Annotated in this window: 14 protein-coding genes; 7 read left to right on the forward strand and 7 right to left on the reverse strand. The window is 70.5% G+C overall.

The features are described 5' to 3' along the window. Together JAO81_RS42630 and JAO81_RS20710 are read left to right on the forward strand one after the other, a co-directional pair. A partial coding sequence (locus tag JAO81_RS42630; protein WP_233415669.1) for a DUF742 domain-containing protein occupies positions 1–185 on the forward strand: 185 nt, incomplete at its 5' end. Then, positions 166–771, forward strand: coding sequence for an ATP/GTP-binding protein (locus JAO81_RS20710; protein WP_165331859.1), 606 nt, complete (start codon positions 166–168; stop codon positions 769–771). The genes JAO81_RS42630 and JAO81_RS20710, both read left to right, overlap by 20 nt. A gap of 42 nt (positions 772–813) precedes the next feature. On the opposite strand, the gene JAO81_RS20715 is transcribed toward JAO81_RS20710, so the two are convergent. Further along, the gene (locus JAO81_RS20715; RefSeq protein ID WP_199549385.1) at positions 814–1242 is read right to left on the reverse strand and encodes a PPOX class F420-dependent oxidoreductase; all 429 of its coding nucleotides are present in this window, start codon (positions 1240–1242) and stop codon (positions 814–816) included. Between the two features lie 76 nt (positions 1243–1318). Between JAO81_RS20715 and JAO81_RS20720 the strand changes: the two genes are divergently transcribed. Next, entirely contained in the window at positions 1319–1732 is a 414-nt protein-coding gene (locus JAO81_RS20720; RefSeq protein ID WP_199549386.1) for a roadblock/LC7 domain-containing protein, read from the forward strand. A gap of 126 nt (positions 1733–1858) precedes the next feature. Next, a complete protein-coding gene (locus tag JAO81_RS20725) occupies positions 1859–2707 on the forward strand; it encodes a DUF6397 family protein (protein WP_199549387.1) in 849 nt (282 codons plus the stop codon). Positions 2708–2749: 42 nt separating this feature from the next. On the opposite strand, the gene JAO81_RS20730 is transcribed toward JAO81_RS20725, so the two are convergent. Genes JAO81_RS20730 through JAO81_RS20740 form a run of 3 tightly spaced genes read right to left on the reverse strand, consistent with a single transcriptional unit; the run spans position 2750 to position 6792 of the window. After that, positions 2750–3262, reverse strand: coding sequence for a M48 family metallopeptidase (locus JAO81_RS20730; protein WP_199549388.1), 513 nt, complete (start codon positions 3260–3262; stop codon positions 2750–2752). 34 nt (positions 3263–3296) lie between these two features. After that, entirely contained in the window at positions 3297–4181 is an 885-nt protein-coding gene (locus JAO81_RS20735) for an acyl-CoA thioesterase II (RefSeq protein ID WP_199549389.1), read from the reverse strand. A gap of 37 nt (positions 4182–4218) precedes the next feature. Then, positions 4219–6792: an RNA helicase gene (locus tag JAO81_RS20740; RefSeq protein ID WP_199549390.1), complete on the reverse strand. Its 2574-nt coding sequence runs from the start codon at positions 6790–6792 to the stop codon at positions 4219–4221. 106 nt (positions 6793–6898) lie between these two features. On the opposite strand from JAO81_RS20740, the gene JAO81_RS20745 reads away from it, so the two are divergent. After that, entirely contained in the window at positions 6899–7690 is a 792-nt protein-coding gene (locus JAO81_RS20745) for a metal-dependent hydrolase (protein ID WP_199549391.1), read from the forward strand. Positions 7691–7774: 84 nt separating this feature from the next. Here the strand turns inward: JAO81_RS20745 and JAO81_RS20750 are convergent, their stop codons facing one another. Further along, positions 7775–9559 carry an ABC transporter ATP-binding protein gene (locus JAO81_RS20750; RefSeq protein ID WP_199549392.1) on the reverse strand — a complete coding sequence of 595 codons (1785 nt, stop codon included), beginning with the start codon at positions 9557–9559 and terminating at the stop codon, positions 7775–7777. Next, a complete protein-coding gene (locus tag JAO81_RS20755; RefSeq protein ID WP_199549393.1) occupies positions 9556–11391 on the reverse strand; it encodes an ABC transporter ATP-binding protein in 1836 nt (611 codons plus the stop codon). Before JAO81_RS20755 ends, JAO81_RS20750 begins: the two co-directional genes overlap by 4 nt. A 241-nt stretch (positions 11392–11632) precedes the next feature. On the opposite strand from JAO81_RS20755, the gene JAO81_RS20760 reads away from it, so the two are divergent. Then, positions 11633–12373: a L,D-transpeptidase family protein gene (locus JAO81_RS20760; protein ID WP_199549394.1), complete on the forward strand. Its 741-nt coding sequence runs from the start codon at positions 11633–11635 to the stop codon at positions 12371–12373. A gap of 162 nt (positions 12374–12535) precedes the next feature. Continuing rightward, entirely contained in the window at positions 12536–13543 is a 1008-nt protein-coding gene (locus tag JAO81_RS20765) for an aldo/keto reductase (RefSeq protein WP_307813515.1), read from the forward strand. Positions 13544–13623: 80 nt separating this feature from the next. On the opposite strand, the gene JAO81_RS20770 is transcribed toward JAO81_RS20765, so the two are convergent. Next, on the reverse strand, positions 13624–15060 hold the full coding sequence (locus tag JAO81_RS20770) for a Gfo/Idh/MocA family protein (RefSeq protein ID WP_199549395.1): 1437 nt from the start codon (positions 15058–15060) through the stop codon (positions 13624–13626). Positions 15061–15454 lie beyond the last annotated feature (394 nt).

The following is a 15454-nucleotide window of genomic DNA, read 5'->3' on the forward strand; positions in this document are numbered from 1 at the left end:
GCCGCAAACCCAGGCGGGCCGCGAAGGGGGCCGGGCCCCCCCCCCCCCGGCGCGGCGTCGTCCGCGTGCTCCTGGGCGACCTGCTCGAACTGGGCGTCGTCAGGGTGACCCGTCCGGTGCCGCCCGCCCAGCTACCCGACGAAAAGATCCTGAGAGAAGTGATCGATGGCCTCCGAGCACTCTGAAGGCGCCGGCGCCGATACCACCGCGCTGGCGCTGAAGATCCTGGTCGCGGGGGGATTCGGGGTGGGCAAGACCACCCTGGTCGGTGCCGTCAGCGAGATACGTCCGCTGCGCACCGAGGAACAGCTCAGCGAACTCGGCGAGTCGGTCGACGACTTGGGGGCCGTCAACCAGAAGACGACCACGACCGTGGCCATGGACTTCGGCCGTATCACCATCCGCAGCGGCCTCTCCCTCTACCTGTTCGGCACACCGGGCCAGGACCGCTTCTGGTTCCTGTGGGACGAGCTCTCGCAGGGCGCGCTCGGCGCCGTCGTCCTCGCGGACACCCGCCGGCTCGAGGACTGCTTCCCCGCGGTGGACTACTTCGAGCACCGCCGCATCCCCTTCGTGGTGGCCGTGAACTGCTTCGCGGGGGCGCGTTCCTACGGCGCTCAGGACGTCTCCCGCGCCCTCGACCTCGACCGGGGCACACCGGTCGTCCTGTGCGACGCCCGTGACCGTGACTCGGGGAAGGAGGTCCTCATACGCCTCGTCGAGTACGCCGGGCGGATGCATACCGCCCGGCTGCTGGACTCGGTGGGGTGAGCGCCGGGCTCGGTGAGCGCTTGTCCTGGCCCGATACGGGTCCTAGTCCGATACGGCGCCTTGGGCGAGCACCTTCGTGATCTTCACGCGTACGAGGAGCTCGCCCGGGACGCCGTTACGGGCGCCGAACTCCTCGGCCCTGTCCTCGCCCATGTACCGTGCGGCGATCCGGGTCGCCCAGTGCCGCACCTCGTCGAGCTCCTCGCTGATCTGCGCCTCACCCTGGATCACGGCGAACGCGAACGGCGGGCGGTCGTCGTCCACACACAGCGCCACCCGCCCGTCGCGGGCCAGATTGCGGCCCTTGACGGTCTCCTTGCCGGTGTTGAACACCAGGTCGTCCCCGTCGAGCACGAACCAGATCGGCGCGATGTGCGGTGAGCCGTCGGCGCGGACGGTGGAGAGCTTCCCGGTGCGCGTGCCCTGCGAAACGAAGGCGCGCCACTGTTCGTCGGTCATCTTCTGTGCCATATCCCCATCATCGCTTGCCGCTGCGTCATCTCTGGGGAAGGCTTGCGGCGAACTGCACTAGGGGGAGGGGCTCGTTATGGCAGAGGGCACAGGACTCGGATGGCTGCTCGACGACTTGACCAAGCGGGTCGACCATGTGCGGCACGGACTGGTGCTGTCGAACGACGGCCTGGTCACCGGTACCAGCAGCGGACTCGTCCGCGAGGACGCCGAGCATCTGGCGGCGGTCTCCTCCGGACTGCACAGCCTGGCCAAGGGCTCCGGGCGGCACTTCGGCTCGGGCAAGGTGCGCCAGACCCTGATCGAGTTCGACGATGCCGTCCTGTACGTGATGGCCGCCGGTGAGGGCAGCTGTCTGTGCGTCCTCAGCTCCGCGGAGGCGGATATCGGGCAGGTCGCGTACGAGATGACTCTGCTCGTGAACCGGGTCGGCGAGCACCTGGGAGTGGAGGCCCGACAGCCGAGCCGGACCCCTGCGGCAGATCTCTGAGGTCGCTGAACACGGCGTGACCTGCGCGTTTCAGAGTTATCCACAGGCTCGCACGGCCGCTCGCCGATCGGGCTACCTTCTTCACCGAGAGTAACGAGATCATTCGCGCTCACGGGGGAGACCATCATGACCGTCATCGACACAACTGCCGCGCTGTACCCGCCGGTTGACGACTGCGCGCTGTACCCGCCGGTCGACGGCTCGGCGCCGCGACCCGGCTTCCACGAGGAGACCTTCCCGGGTCACCTGGCCGCCAGAGAATTGCTGCTCACCCGCGGTGAGTTCGAGCTCGCGGTGCTGCGCGGACTCGTCACCACCGTCCCCGCGCCGGGTGGCGGGCCACGCCACGTCACCAGGGGAGAGCTGGATCGGCTGCAGACGACGGAAGGCTTTTCCGCCACGCTGAGCAACCGGGTCCGGCTGGCCGGCACGGCTGAGGCCGCCGATCTGCTCGGCATCGCCAAGGACCGCTTCACACGCATCGCCAGGGCGGGGTTGCTCGCCCCCGCCAGATTCCAGCTGAACCGCTACCGCTCGGTGGTCTGGCTCTATTTCGCCGATGAGGTACGGGAGTTCGGCGCCGCCCACCCGGAGCTGCTCGTCGGCCGGGCTCCCGAGGCGATGAGCCGCAGGCTCCGCGGGGGCGAGGATCTGCGGCCGGCGAGCTGGCGGGACCGTATGCACCAGCACCTGCTCGGCCTCGCGCAGGGCCCCTGGGAGCGGGCCGCGGTCACCGCCTCGTTCCTTGACCCGGCCGATGTGGCCGACGTGGTGGCCGACCCGCACGACCGCGCCCTCCTCAACCGGCTCCGCCACGAGCCGACTTCGGGCCGACCCGGCGCCGTGCCGTCACCGGGTGAGCTGCTCGCGGAGCACATGATGTGCGCCGGGGTGCCGGAGGAGATCCACGGGTACCGGGTGCTCCTCGCGCTGGCGGTCGCTGTGGCGAGGGGCGAGGTGCGGACAGAGAGCTGAGGACGGGGAGCTGAGGGCGAGTCGTGCTCAGGGCCGAGCGGCTCAGAAGGTGGCGTCGAGGTCCTTGGCGTACTCCTCGAAGGCGGGGCGGTACCTGGCGATCCGTGGATCGCCGGAGGTGGCGGCCAGGAGCTCGAGGAGGATCTCCATCCCTTCCTTGCCGCGGCCGCTGTTGTGGAGCGCCATCGCGAGGAAGGCGCGCAGTGCGGTGTCCTCGGGGAACTCCGCGCAAGCCGCCTCCAGGGTGGTCACGGCCTCCGGGTAACGGCCGAGGGCGCGGTAGGTGGACCCGAGCCCGAGCAGGGCGCCGGACCGCTCCTCGGGGGAGAGGCCGGGTGTCGAGGTAGCCGTGACGTAGTACGGCACGGCCTCGGCCTCGAGCCCGAGCGCGTCGTGCACCCAGGCGGTCTGGTACGCGACTTCGACGTCCTGCGGGAACCGGGCGGCGAGCGCGACGAGGATCTCGCGCGCCTCCGCACGGTGCCCCGCCTCACGCAACTGCACGGCGGTCGAAAGGTGTTGGTCGCGGTCGGCGGGACCCTGTTCGGTGCTCATGACGTGCACCGTACAGGGCCCGTCACCGTCGCGATCAAGCCCCTGGCTTGGGCGCCCAGGTACGGAACAGCCCCTCCTGCACCACCGATACGAGCAGCCGGCCCTCGCGGTCGTAGATCCGGCCGCGCGCAAGGCCGCGGCCGCCCGTCGCGATCGGGGACTCCTGGTCGTACAGGAACCACTCGTCCGTACGGAACGGGCGGTGGAACCACATCGCGTGGTCGAGGGAGGCCATGTCGAAACCGCGCCGCCCCCACAGCGGCTCGACCGGAATACGCACCGCATCGAGGAGGGTCATGTCACTCGCGTACGTCAGTGCACAGGTGTGCACCAGCGGATCGTCGCCCAGCGGCCCGACCGCCCGCATCCACACGGCGCTGCGCGGCTCGGCGCCCTGGACCTCGTCGGGCGTCCAGCGCAGCCGGTCGACATACCGGATGTCGAAGGGCTGGCGCCGCGCCATCCGCTCCAACTGCTCGGGCAGCGCACCCAGATGTTCACGGATCTCGTCGGCGACGCTCGGCAGCGTCTCCGGGTCCGGGGCGTCCAGGCGGGGCGGCAGCTGGTGCTCGAAGGGGCCCTCCTCCGGCTGGTGGAAGGAGGCGGTGAGATTGAAGATCGTCCGGCCCTGCTGGACGGCGGTGACCCGGCGCGTGGTGAAGGAGCGCCCGTCGCGCACCCGCTCCACCTGGTACACGATCGGCACGCCGGGACGGCCAGGGCGCAGGAAGTACGCGTGCAGCGAGTGCACCGGACGGTCCCCGTCCGTGGTGCGGCCGGCGGCGACCAGGGCCTGGCCCGCCACCTGCCCGCCGAAGACCCGCTGCAGGGACTCGTCGGGGCTCACGCCGCGGAAGATGTTGACCTCGATCTGCTCCAGGTCGAGCAGATCGACGAGACGTTCGGCGGGGTTGGTCATCGGTGGTGTTCTCCGGTGGTCACAAAAGGTCAGGGGGCTACAGCTGGCCGACGTCGGTGACGCGGACGACCGCGAGGCCCTCCGCGTCGGACGCCGTGAGGTCGACCTCGGCGCTGATGCCCCAGTCATGGTCGCCGTTCGGGTCGGCGAACGTCTGCCGGACGCGCCAGAGCCCGTCCTCGGGACGCTCCTCGATCTGCAGCAGCTTCGGACCGCGCGCGTCGGGTCCGGTTCCGAGCTCGTCGTACTCGTCCCAGTACTTGTCCATCGCCTCGCCCCACGCGTCCGCGTCCCAGCCGGCGTCCGCGTCCAGTTCGCCGAGGGCGGCGACGTTGTCGAGCGCGGCGAGTTCGACGCGGCGGAACATCGCGTTGCGGACGAGGACCCGGAAGGCGCGAGCGTTGGCGGTGACCGGCTTGACCTGGTCGGCCTTCTCCTGGGCCTCCTCGGCGGTCATCACCTCGGGGTTGGCGAGCTGCTCCCACTCGTCGAGCAGGCTGGAGTCGACCTGGCGCACCATCTCGCCGAGCCAGGCGATCAGGTCCTCGAGGTCCTCGGACTTCAGGTCGTCCGGGATCGTGTGCTCAAGGGCCTTGTAAGCGCTGGCGAGGTAGCGCAGCACGATGCCTTCGGTGCGAGCCAGCTCGTACCAGGAGGTGAACTCCGTGAAGGTCAGGGCGCGTTCGTACATGTCGCGGATGACCGATTTGGGGGACACCGGGTGGTCGGCCACCCAGGGGTGCGACCTCTTGTAGAGGTTGTACGCGTGCCACAGGAGCTCTTCCAGGGGCTTCGGGTACGAGATGTCCTGGAGCCGCTCCATGCGCTCCTCGTACTCGACGCCGTCCGCCTTCATCTGGCCCACCGCCTCGCCGCGCGCCTTGTTCGTCATGGCGGCGAGGATCTGGCGCGGGTCGTCGAGGGTCGACTCGACGACGGAGACCATGTCGAGCGCGTACGAAGGCGACTCCGGCTCCAGGAGGTCGAACGCGGCCAGCGCGAAGGTCGACAGGGGCTGGTTCAGCGCGAAGTCCTGCTGGAGGTCGACGGTGAGCCGGATGGTGCGGCCCTCGGCGTCGGGTGTGTCCAGCTGTTCCACCACGCCGCCGTCGAGGAGCGACCGGTAGATCGCGATGGCGCGGCGGATGTGCCGCAACTGGGCCTTGCGCGGCTCGTGGTTGTCCTCGAGGAGGTGCCGCATCGCCTTGAAGGCGTCGCCCGGCCGGGCGATCACCGAGAGCAGCATGATGTTGGTGACCCGGAAGCGGGAGGTCAGCGGCTCCGGCTCGGAGGCGATCAGCTTCTCGAAGGTGGTGTCCGACCAGGCGACGAAGCCTTCGGGGGCCTTCTTACGGACGACCTTGCGGCGCTTCTTCGGGTCGTCGCCCGCCTTGGAGAGGGCCTTCTCGTTCTCGATGACATGCTCGGGCGCCTGCGCCACCACGAAACCCGCGGTGTCGAAGCCCGCGCGTCCGGCGCGACCCGCGATCTGGTGGAACTCACGGGCCCGCAGGGTACGCACGCGCGTGCCGTCGTACTTGGTGAGGGCCGTGAACAGCACTGTGCGGATGGGCACGTTGACGCCGACGCCGAGGGTGTCCGTACCGCAGATGACCTTCAGCAGACCGGCCTGCGCGAGCTTTTCGACCAGACGCCGGTACTTCGGCAGCATGCCGGCGTGGTGCACACCGATGCCGTGCCGCACGTAACGCGAGAGATTGCGGCCGAACTTGGTGGTGAAGCGGAAGTTGCCGATCAGCTCGGCGATCTGGTCCTTCTCCTCGCGCGTGCACATGTTGATGCTCATCAGCGACTGCGCACGCTCGACGGCCTGCGCCTGCGTGAAGTGCACGATGTAGACGGGCGCCTGCTTGGTGTCCAGGAGCTCGGTGAGCGTCTCGGTGATCGGCGTGAGCCGGTACTCGTAGGAGAGCGGCACCGGCCGTGTCGCGGAGCTGACCACCGAAGTGGGTCGGCCGGTACGGCGCGTGAGGTCCTTCTCGAACATCGAGACATCGCCGAGCGTCGCCGACATCAGGATGAACTGCGCCTGCGGCAGCTCGAGGATAGGGATCTGCCAGGCCCAGCCGCGGTCGGCCTCGGCGTAGAAGTGGAACTCGTCCATGACCACCTGGCCGACATCCGCGTTCTTGCCGTCGCGCAGCGCGATGGAGGCGAGCACCTCGGCGGTGCAGCAGATGACGGGGGCGTCGGCGTTGACGGACGCGTCGCCCGTCAGCATGCCGACGTTCTCCGTCCCGAAGATCTTGCACAGCTCGAAGAACTTCTCGGAGACGAGAGCCTTGATCGGAGCGGTGTAGAAGGTGACCTCGTCGCGCGCGAGCGCGGCGAAGTGCGCCGCCGCCGCGATCATGGACTTGCCGGACCCGGTCGGCGTGGAAACGATCACGTTCGCCCCGGACACGACCTCGATCAGCGCCTCCTCCTGGTGGGGATAGAGGGTGATGCCGCGTTCCTGGGCCCAGCCTTCGAAGGCTTCGTAGAGGGCATCGGGGTCGGCATCCGGCGGCAGCTGATCGATAAGGGTCACGCCCCCATCTTGCCTGCCCGGTCCTCCGTAGAGGGAATCGGCCGTCCGTACGAAGATCATGACCGCTACGCTGTGCAGCCGACCGGGGCACCGATCACCGCAACCGCGGGCGCTCCCCTGGCGTCAACTGGGCATACGTACAACAGAAATGGGGCGGGTAGCGGCCATGATGGGTCCGGCACACTCACTGTCCGGCGCGGCGGCGTGGCTGGGGGTGGGCGCGGCGGCGGCAGCGATGGACCACGCGATGCCCTGGCCGGTCCTGCTCGTCGGCGCGCTGATCTGCGCGGGCGCGGCGCTCGCCCCCGACCTCGACCACAAGTCGGCGACGATCTCCCGCGCCTTCGGACCGCTCTCCAAGGCGCTCTGCGGCATCGTCGACAAGATCTCGTACGGGGTCTACAAGGCCACGAAGTCCCGTGCCGACTCGCGTCGCACCGGGGGTCACCGCACCCTGACCCACACCTGGCTCTGGGCGGTCATGATCGGCGTCGGCTTCTCGGCCCTCGCGGTCCTCGGCGGACGCTGGGCGGTCCTCGCCATCCTCTTCGTCCACCTGGTGCTCGCCGTGGAAGGCCTGCTGTGGAAGGCGGCCCGGATGTCCAGCGACGTCCTGGTCTGGCTGCTCGGCGCGACCAGCGCCTGGATCCTCGCGGGTGTCCTGGACCAGCCGGGCAACGGAGCGGACTGGCTGTTCACCGGCGCCGGCCAGGAGTACCTGTGGCTGGGCCTGCCGGTCCTGCTCGGTGCGGTCGTCCACACCATCGGCGACGCGCTCACGGTCTCGGGCTGCCCGATGTTCTGGCCCCTCCCCATCGCCGGCGAGCGCTGGTACCCGGTGGGCCCCCCGAAGCTGATGCGCTTCCGCGCGGGCAGCTGGGTGGAGCTGAAGCTGCTGATGCCGGCGTTCATGCTGCTCGGCGGGGTGGGCGGAGCGGCGGCGCTGGGGTACATCTGACCCCGGCCGGTCCGGCACATTCAGCCCTTGCGGCGCTTGAGCCCCCCCGCCCCACACCCACATCCGCACCCCGCCCCCCACACCTCACCCGTGCCAGGACCGCCACAGCGCCGCATACGCCCCATCCGCGGCCACCAGCTCCTCGTGACTGCCGAGCTCGCTGATCCGCCCCCGCTCGACCACCGCGATCACATCCGCGTCATGCGCGGTGTGCAGCCGGTGGGCGATCGCCACGACGGTGCGGCCGTCGAGCACCCGCGCCAGCGAGCGCTCCAGGTGCCGCGCGGCCCGCGGATCGAGCAGCGAGGTCGCCTCGTCGAGCACCAGCGTGTGCGGGTCGGCGAGGACGAGCCGCGCCAGCGCGATCTGCTGCGCCTGTGCCGGGGTGAGGGTGAACCCGCCGGAGCCGACCTCCGTGTCGAGTCCGTCCGCGAGCGCCCGCGCCCATCCGTCGGCGTCGACGGCGCCGAGCGCCGCCCACAGTTCGGCGTCCTCGGCGCCCGAGCGCGCAAGACGCAGGTTGTCGCGCAGGGACCCGACGAACACATGGTGCTCCTGGTTCACCAGCGCCACATGCTCCCGTACCCGCTCCGCGGTCATCCGGGACAGCTCCGCCTCGCCGAGCGTCACCTGCCCCGTGCGCGGAGCGTAGATCCCCGCGAGGAGCCGCCCGAGCGTCGACTTGCCCGCACCGGACGGGCCGACCAACGCGACCCGGGTGCCGGGAGGTACCCCGAGCGACACCTCACGCAGGACGTCCACCCCGGGCCGGTACCCGAAGTGCACATCGGCCGCCTCGACCTGCCGGCCCTCGGGACGTACGGACTCGTCACCCGCTCCGGGTTCGATCTCCCGTACGCCCACGAGCCGGGCCAACGAGACCTGGGCGACCTGCAACTCGTCGTACCAGCGCAGGATCAGGCCGACCGGCTCGACCATCATCTGCGCGATCAACGCGCCGGTGGTGAGCTGCCCGACATTGATCCAGCCCTGCAGCACGAAGACACCGCCGACCATCAGGGTCGAGGCGAGCACGGTCGTGTGCGTGACGTTGATGACGGGGAAGAGCACCGAACGCAGGAAGAGCGTGTACCGCTCCCACTGGGTCCACTCCCGAACACGCCGGTCCGACAAGGCGATCCGCTCGGTGCCCAGCCGGTGCGCCTCGACGGTACGGCCCGCGTCCACCGTCTCCGCGAGCACCGCGGCCACGGCCGCGTAGCCGGCCGCCTCCGAGCGGTACGCGGAGGGCGCCCGCTTGAAGTACCAGCGGCACCCCACCACGAGCAGCGGCACCGCGATCAGCACGGCCGGTGCCAGCGGCGGCGCGGTGACCGCGAGCCCGCCGAGCAGCAGCACCACCCACACCACACCGATCGTGAGCTGCGGCACGGCCTCCCGCATCGCGTTCGCGAGCCGGTCGATGTCGGTGGTGATACGCGACAACAGGTCGCCGGTGCCCGCCCGTTCGAGCACACCCGGCGGCAGGCCCACGGAGCGTACGAGGAAGTCCTCGCGCAGATCGGCCAGCATCCGCTCACCGAGCATCGCCCCGCGCAGCCGTACGAGACGCACGAAGAAGGCCTGGGCCAGGAGCGCCGCGACGAACAGCCCCACAGTGCGCTCGAGATGGAGGTCCGCCGTCGCACCTTCGGAGGCGTGCTCGACCAGCGAGCCGAGCAGTGAGGGCCCGACCAGGGAGGCGAGCACGGCGGCCGTGTTCACGACGATGAGCAGCGTGAAGGCCTTCCGGTGCCGGCCGAACAGCTCGCGGACATAGCCGCGCACGGTCGCCGTGGAACCCACGGGCAGCGTGTTCGCGCTGTGCGGGGCCGCCGGGTCGTAGGCCGGGGGCGCTACGCCGATCATGCCGACTCCTCCGTTTCGTAAGTCTCGTGTGCGTACGGTTCGCGCGCGTACGTCTGGGCGCACGCCGCCTTTGCGGCCTGCTCGTCCGCGGCCTGCTCGTCCTCGGTCTCGCGCGTGACGATCGCGCGATAGCGGGGCTCGTTGTGCACCAGGTCGCGATGGAGTCCGACCGCCGCCACCTCGCCGTCGTGCACGAGGACGACCCGCTCGGCACGGTCGAGCAGCAGCGGCGACGGGGTCAGGACCACCGCCGTACGGCCCTGGCGCAGGGCGCGCAGACCGTCGGAGATCCGCGCTTCGGTGTGCGAGTCGACCGCGGAGGTCGGCTCGTCGAGCACGAGCACCTCCGGGTCGGTCACCAACGAGCGCGCCAGGGCGAGCCGTTGGCGCTGGCCGCCGGAGAGCGACCGGCCGCGTTCGGTGATCGGCGCCCGCATCGGGTCGTCGTCGAGAGCGGCCTGGGTGAGGGCCTCGAGCACATCCGCGCACTCGGCCGCCTCCAGCGCCTCCTCTGGGCTGACCTTGCCGGAGGCCGGCACGTCGAGCAGCTCGCTGAGCGTGCCCGACAGCAGCACCGGGTCCTTGTCCTGCACCAGCACGGCCGCACGGGCCGAAGCGAGGGGCAGCTCGTCGAGCGGGATCCCGCCCAGCCGTACGGAGGCGACCGGTTCGTCAAGCGAAGGGTGGCCGCCGAGCCGTTCGGCAAGGCGCCCCGCCTCGTCCGGATCCCCGCACACCACCGCCGTCAGCCGGCCGGCCGGTGCGAGCAGCCCGGTCACCGGGTCGTACAAGTCGCCCTCGGGCGTGGTGTGCTCGAGCTTCCCGCTGCCGTCCATCGACCGCTCGATGGAAAGCACCCGCGCCGCCCGGCGGGCCGAGGGGCGCGAGAAGGAGTACGCCATGGCGATCTCCTCGAAGTGCCGCAGCGGGTACATCAGGAGCATCACCGCGCTGTAGACCGTGACCAGTTCGCCGACCTGGATCCGGCCGTCACGGACGAGTCCGATGCCGTACCAGATCACGGCGACGAGCAGCAGCCCGGGAAGCAGCACCTGGACGGCGCTGATCCACGCCCACATCCGCGCACTGCGTACGGCTGCCCGCCGCACCTCCTGCGAGGCCTCGCGATACCGCGTGAGGAACAGCTCCTCGCCGCCGATGCCGCGCAGCACCCGCAGACCCGCGACGGTGTCGGCGGCCAACTCGGTGGCCCGGCCGGCCTTCTCACGCTGGACGTCAGCGAGCTTGGTGGCCCTCGGCAGCAGCGGAATCACCCCGAGTGCGAGCACCGGGACGCCGATCACGACGACCAAGGCCAGCGCGGGCTGGTACACGGCCAGCGCGACACACACCAGGACGACGGTGATGGCGGCCGCGAGGAAACGCGACAGCGCCTCCACGAACCAGCCGATCTTCTCGACATCGCCGGTCGACACCGCGACCACTTCACCGGCCGCCACCCGCCGGGTCAGCGCGGAGCCGAGTTCGGCTGTCTTGCGGGCCAGCAGCTGCTGGACACGGGCCGCGGCGGTGATCCAGTTGGTGACGGCGGTGCGGTGCAGCATCGTGTCGCCGAGCGCGATGGCCGCGCCCGCCAGGACGAGGAACCCGCCCGCGAGGGCGAGCCTGCCGCCATCGCGGTCGACGACCGCCTGTACGGCGTATCCCACCGCGAACGACAGGCCCATCACCGACGAGAAGTGCAGCAGGCCCCAGGCGAAGGATCGGAACTGGCCGCCGATCTGGTTCCGCCCGAGCCACAGCAGGAATCGGGATCCTGAGCGTGCGTCGGGCACACCCGGGTCGGGGTACGGAAGGTCACTGATCTGCATGATGTCCAGAGCTCGGCAGGCGGATGGGGAGGGCGGCCGCGCGGGGTCCGCGGTGGAAAGGGAACGTGCAAGGTTCCCTGCCGGACGCGGGCCGGGGCAAACGATTTTCCGGCCGAGAGCGCTCTTTTCGGACGGGCCGCGGCCTGGGCGCCCGGCGGGCTCACGGTGCTGCCGGGCGCCCAGGGCACGGCCCCAAGGGCCCCACCCTGTCCGTCATGCGCCCCGTGCGAGCATGGAACGCATGCGCATATCCGGTATGCCGCGGTCCTCGCTCGTCGCCGTGGCCCTGGCCGCGGCCCTGACGTCCTGCGGCAGCGGTACGCAGGGCGCCGACGGCGGTACGCGGGACAGTCCCGCGAAAGCCGGTTCCGAGCCGGGCGCTTCACCGACGAAGAACCTCACACGCATCCCCGGCGTCGGCGACCGTCTGCGGCGGCAGATCCCGGCGGACTCCCGTCAGGTCGTCGCCGTCTACGGCCGCAGCGAGGACTCCGCGACGTCCACCGTCGCTCTGTTCACCCGGCACGGCGCCACCTGGGACCGCGAGCGCACCTGGTCCGCGCACAACGGCAGGAAGGGCTGGACCACCGATCATCACGAGGACGACAAACGCAGCCCCGTCGGAGTCTTCACGCTCAGCGACGCGGGCGGTGTCCGCGCCGACCCCGGCGCGAAACTCCCGTACACCCGCTCCGCGGCGGCCTTCACCGCGCCCCGCTCCTGGCCGAAGACGCACTGGCACGACTTCGACCTCGTCATCGCGATCGACTACAACCGCGTCAAGGGCACGGCTCCGAGCGACCCGACCCGCCCCCAGGGACGCTCCAAGGGCGGCTCGATCTGGCTGCACCTGGACCACGGCAGCGGCACGTCCGGCTGCGTCAGCCTGCCCGAACAGGGCATGGAGCACCTGGTGCGCACCCTGGACCCGGAACGGGATCCGGTGATCGTCATGGGCGATCGCGCGCATCTCGAAACCTGATCCCGCTTCCGTCCAACGTCCGCTGTACGTAAGTCCATTGGCGCGCATCCCGCGCACCACCAGGCTGACCACGACCTCGCGGCACCTCGTACCCGGAGCGAGCACAGCACCTCGTACCACCGAGCGAGCACAGCACCCTCGTACCACCGGGAGAGGACGTCCATGACCATGCACAGCACCAGGCTCGGCTCCACCGACGTGCACGTCGGCGAGCTGGGGTTCGGCGGCGGACCGCTCGGGGGCCTGTTCGCGCCGCTCGACGACGAGACGGCCGCGGCGGCGCTCGAGGCGGCCTGGGATGCGGGCATCCGCTACTACGACACGTCGCCGCACTACGGAATCGGTCACTCCGAGCGCCGGATCGGCGACCTGCTCGAGGGCAAGCCGCGTGCCGAGTACACCCTGTCCACGAAGGTCGGCAGGCTGCTGGTGCCCCAGGACGACGAGGGGCGCCTGGACGATGCCTTCCATGTGCCGGCGACCCACCGCCGGGTGTGGGACTTCACCCGTGACGGGATCCTCAAGAGCGTCGAGGACTCGCTGAAGCGGCTGCGTACGGACCGTGTCGACATCCTGTTCCTGCACGACGCCGAGCAGCACTTCGAGGACGCCCTCACCAGTGGCTTCCCCGCGCTCGCCGAACTGCGGGCGCAGGGGGTGGTCGGGGCGATCGGCGCCGGCATGTACGACCCCGCCCTGCTCACGCGGCTGGTCACCGAGGCCGACCCCGACGTGGTGATGCTCTCCGGCCGCTACACCCTGCTCGACCACAGTGCGCTCGACACCCTGCTGCCCGCCTGCGCCGAACACGGTGTGTCGGTGCTCGCCGCGTCCGTGTTCAACTCGGGGCTCCTCGCGAGCGAACAGCCCGTGGAGGGCGCGACGTTCGACTACGCGCCGGCCTCCGCGGAACTGCTGCGGCGCGCCCGCCGGATCGCCGCGGTGTGCCGGGACCACGGGGTGACGCTGCCGCAGGCGGCGCTGGCCTTCGCGCGCCGCCATCCGGTCGTCGCGAGTGTGGTCGTCGGCATGCGCGCCGCGGACGAAGTGACCGCCAATGTCGCGGCGTTCGGGGCCGAGGTCCCCGACGCACTGTGGTCCGCTCTGCACACCGAGGGCCTCATCGACGCCCGCGCACTCCCGCCCACCGACGGCACCTGCCCGGGCTGACGGTCGCCCGGCGAGCGCTGAGGACGCGGCCGGGGCCGTGCCGCCCCGGGTCAACGGGACGGCACCGCAAGGGGATCCGGCTAAGCGGAGGGCTTCTGCGAGTCCACCCCCGACCGCTTCCTGCGCCACTCGCCGCGCGTGAAGTCCGGGATCTCCTGCGGTTCGCCCTTGGCCTTGATCGACAGATGGCTCAGCGGTACGGGCGCGGTCCAGGTGGCCGCGTCGTACACGTCGAAGTCCGGGACGAGGCCCAGCTGCATGGTCTGCATCAGCCGGAAGATCATGATGTAGTCCATGCCGCCGTGGCCGCCGGGCGGGTTGGAGTGCTCCTTCCACAGCCAGTGGTCCCACTCGGCGTAGTCGCCGAAGTTGTGCCACACGTCGTCGCTGTGGTCCGGCTCGAGGTAGATCCGGGACGGGTAGTCCTCGAAGACGCCCTTCGTGCCGCCGAGGCTGTTGATCCTGCTGTACGGGTGCGGCGTGGACACATCGTGCTCGAGCCGGATGACCCGGCCCTTGGCCGTCTGCACCAGGCTGATGGTGCGGTCCGACTCGATGTAGGTCTCCTTCCAGCTCGGGTCGCCGGGCGGCATGTTGGCCTTGCGGTACTCGGCGAGGCCGAGCGCCGGGGTGCCGAAGCTGGAGATATGCGTGACGCGGTCGCCGCGGTTGATGTCCATGTAGTTGGAGACCGGTCCGAAGCCGTGGTTCGGGTACAGGTCGCCGCGCAGGCGCGTGTGCCACAGACGGCGCCACGGGCCTTCGTAGTAGTCCGGGTCGAACATCAGGCCGCGCAGATCGTGGTTGTAGGCGCCGGCGCCGTGCAGCAGGTCACCGAAGAGCCCGGCGTGCGCCATGCGCAGGACGCGCATCTCGTTCTTGCCGTAGCAGCAGTTCTCCAGCTGCATGCAGTGGCGGCGGGTGCGCTCGGAGAGGTTCACCAGCTCCCACAGCTGCCCGAGTTCCATGGCGATCGGACATTCCACACCGACGTGCTTGCCGTTGAGCATGGCGGCCTTCGCCATCTCGAAGTGCCAGTCCCAGGGCGTCGCCACGTAGACGAAGTCCAGGTCGGCGCGCTTGCAGAGGTTCTCGAAGTCGTGGTCGCCCTTGGCGTAGGTGCCGGGGGCGGGCTGCCCCGCGTCCGTCACCTTCTTCGCGCACCTCTCGATCTTCTCCTTGACCGGGTCGCAGATCGCCACGACCTGCACCCCGGGTATCGCCAGGAAGAGATCGATCATGCTGCCGCCGCGGTTGCCGAGCCCGATGATGCCGACCCGGACCGTGCTGCGCGCCTGGAACGGAACGTTGACCATGGTGGCGCCCGACCGCGCTTCGGCTCTGCCGGCCGGTGCGCCCGCCGGGGTGTCGGCCTGCGCGGCACCCGTGCCCACCGCGCCCAGACCGATACCCGCGGCGCCCGCGATACCCGCGGCGCGCAGCGCGGAACGGCGGGACAGGCCCCCGTCGCCGGCGTGGGACTCGTCAGGGGTGGGGGTGGCGTTCTCGTCGTGCATCGGACCTCCGTCGATAAGGCGGGGATGGATGGTGCAACGGCGCCAGCCACCCTCGTCGTGGGAACTCCGTGACGCAAGAGGCCGAAGTGGACAGGGAGTTGGACTTACGTCCCACTGGCTTGGACTCATCGCGGACATAGGTGAGCCGCTTCATCCCTGAACAGGGCAGAGTGTCCGTTCCTGAGCTCCGATCAATTCACCGGTACAGAAGGGAGATCGCGACGGAATGCGCAGGATAAGCGGGGTGGTCGAGCAGCTGCGAACACGGCTGTGCGCGCGGACCCCGGAAAGCGGCGGGCACCGCCTCCGGAAGGCGCCCCCGGACAACGAAGCAGAGCTCGGCCCGCCCGGGGCGGCCCGGGGGGGGGGAGGGCGCGGGGGGGGGGGGGGGGGG

This window comes from Streptomyces sp. N35, from assembly GCF_016464295.1.
GTDB lineage: Bacteria > Actinomycetota > Actinomycetes > Streptomycetales > Streptomycetaceae > Streptomyces.

Coding starts and splice junctions, on each gene's coding strand:
- JAO81_RS20765 (WP_307813515.1), top strand. CDS start 12,536: ATGACCATGCACAGCACCAGGCTCGGCTCCACCGACGTGCACGTCGGC.
- JAO81_RS20740 (WP_199549390.1), bottom strand. CDS start 6,792: ATGATCTTCGTACGGACGGCCGATTCCCTCTACGGAGGACCGGGCAGG.
- JAO81_RS20730 (WP_199549388.1), bottom strand. CDS start 3,262: ATGAGCACCGAACAGGGTCCCGCCGACCGCGACCAACACCTTTCGACC.
- JAO81_RS20760 (WP_199549394.1), top strand. CDS start 11,633: ATGCGCATATCCGGTATGCCGCGGTCCTCGCTCGTCGCCGTGGCCCTG.
- JAO81_RS20720 (WP_199549386.1), top strand. CDS start 1,319: ATGGCAGAGGGCACAGGACTCGGATGGCTGCTCGACGACTTGACCAAG.
- JAO81_RS20710 (WP_165331859.1), top strand. CDS start 166: ATGGCCTCCGAGCACTCTGAAGGCGCCGGCGCCGATACCACCGCGCTG.
- JAO81_RS20735 (WP_199549389.1), bottom strand. CDS start 4,181: ATGACCAACCCCGCCGAACGTCTCGTCGATCTGCTCGACCTGGAGCAG.
- JAO81_RS20755 (WP_199549393.1), bottom strand. CDS start 11,391: ATGCAGATCAGTGACCTTCCGTACCCCGACCCGGGTGTGCCCGACGCA.
- JAO81_RS20770 (WP_199549395.1), bottom strand. CDS start 15,060: ATGCACGACGAGAACGCCACCCCCACCCCTGACGAGTCCCACGCCGGC.
- JAO81_RS20750 (WP_199549392.1), bottom strand. CDS start 9,559: ATGATCGGCGTAGCGCCCCCGGCCTACGACCCGGCGGCCCCGCACAGC.
- JAO81_RS20725 (WP_199549387.1), top strand. CDS start 1,859: ATGACCGTCATCGACACAACTGCCGCGCTGTACCCGCCGGTTGACGAC.
- JAO81_RS20715 (WP_199549385.1), bottom strand. CDS start 1,242: ATGGCACAGAAGATGACCGACGAACAGTGGCGCGCCTTCGTTTCGCAG.
- JAO81_RS20745 (WP_199549391.1), top strand. CDS start 6,899: ATGATGGGTCCGGCACACTCACTGTCCGGCGCGGCGGCGTGGCTGGGG.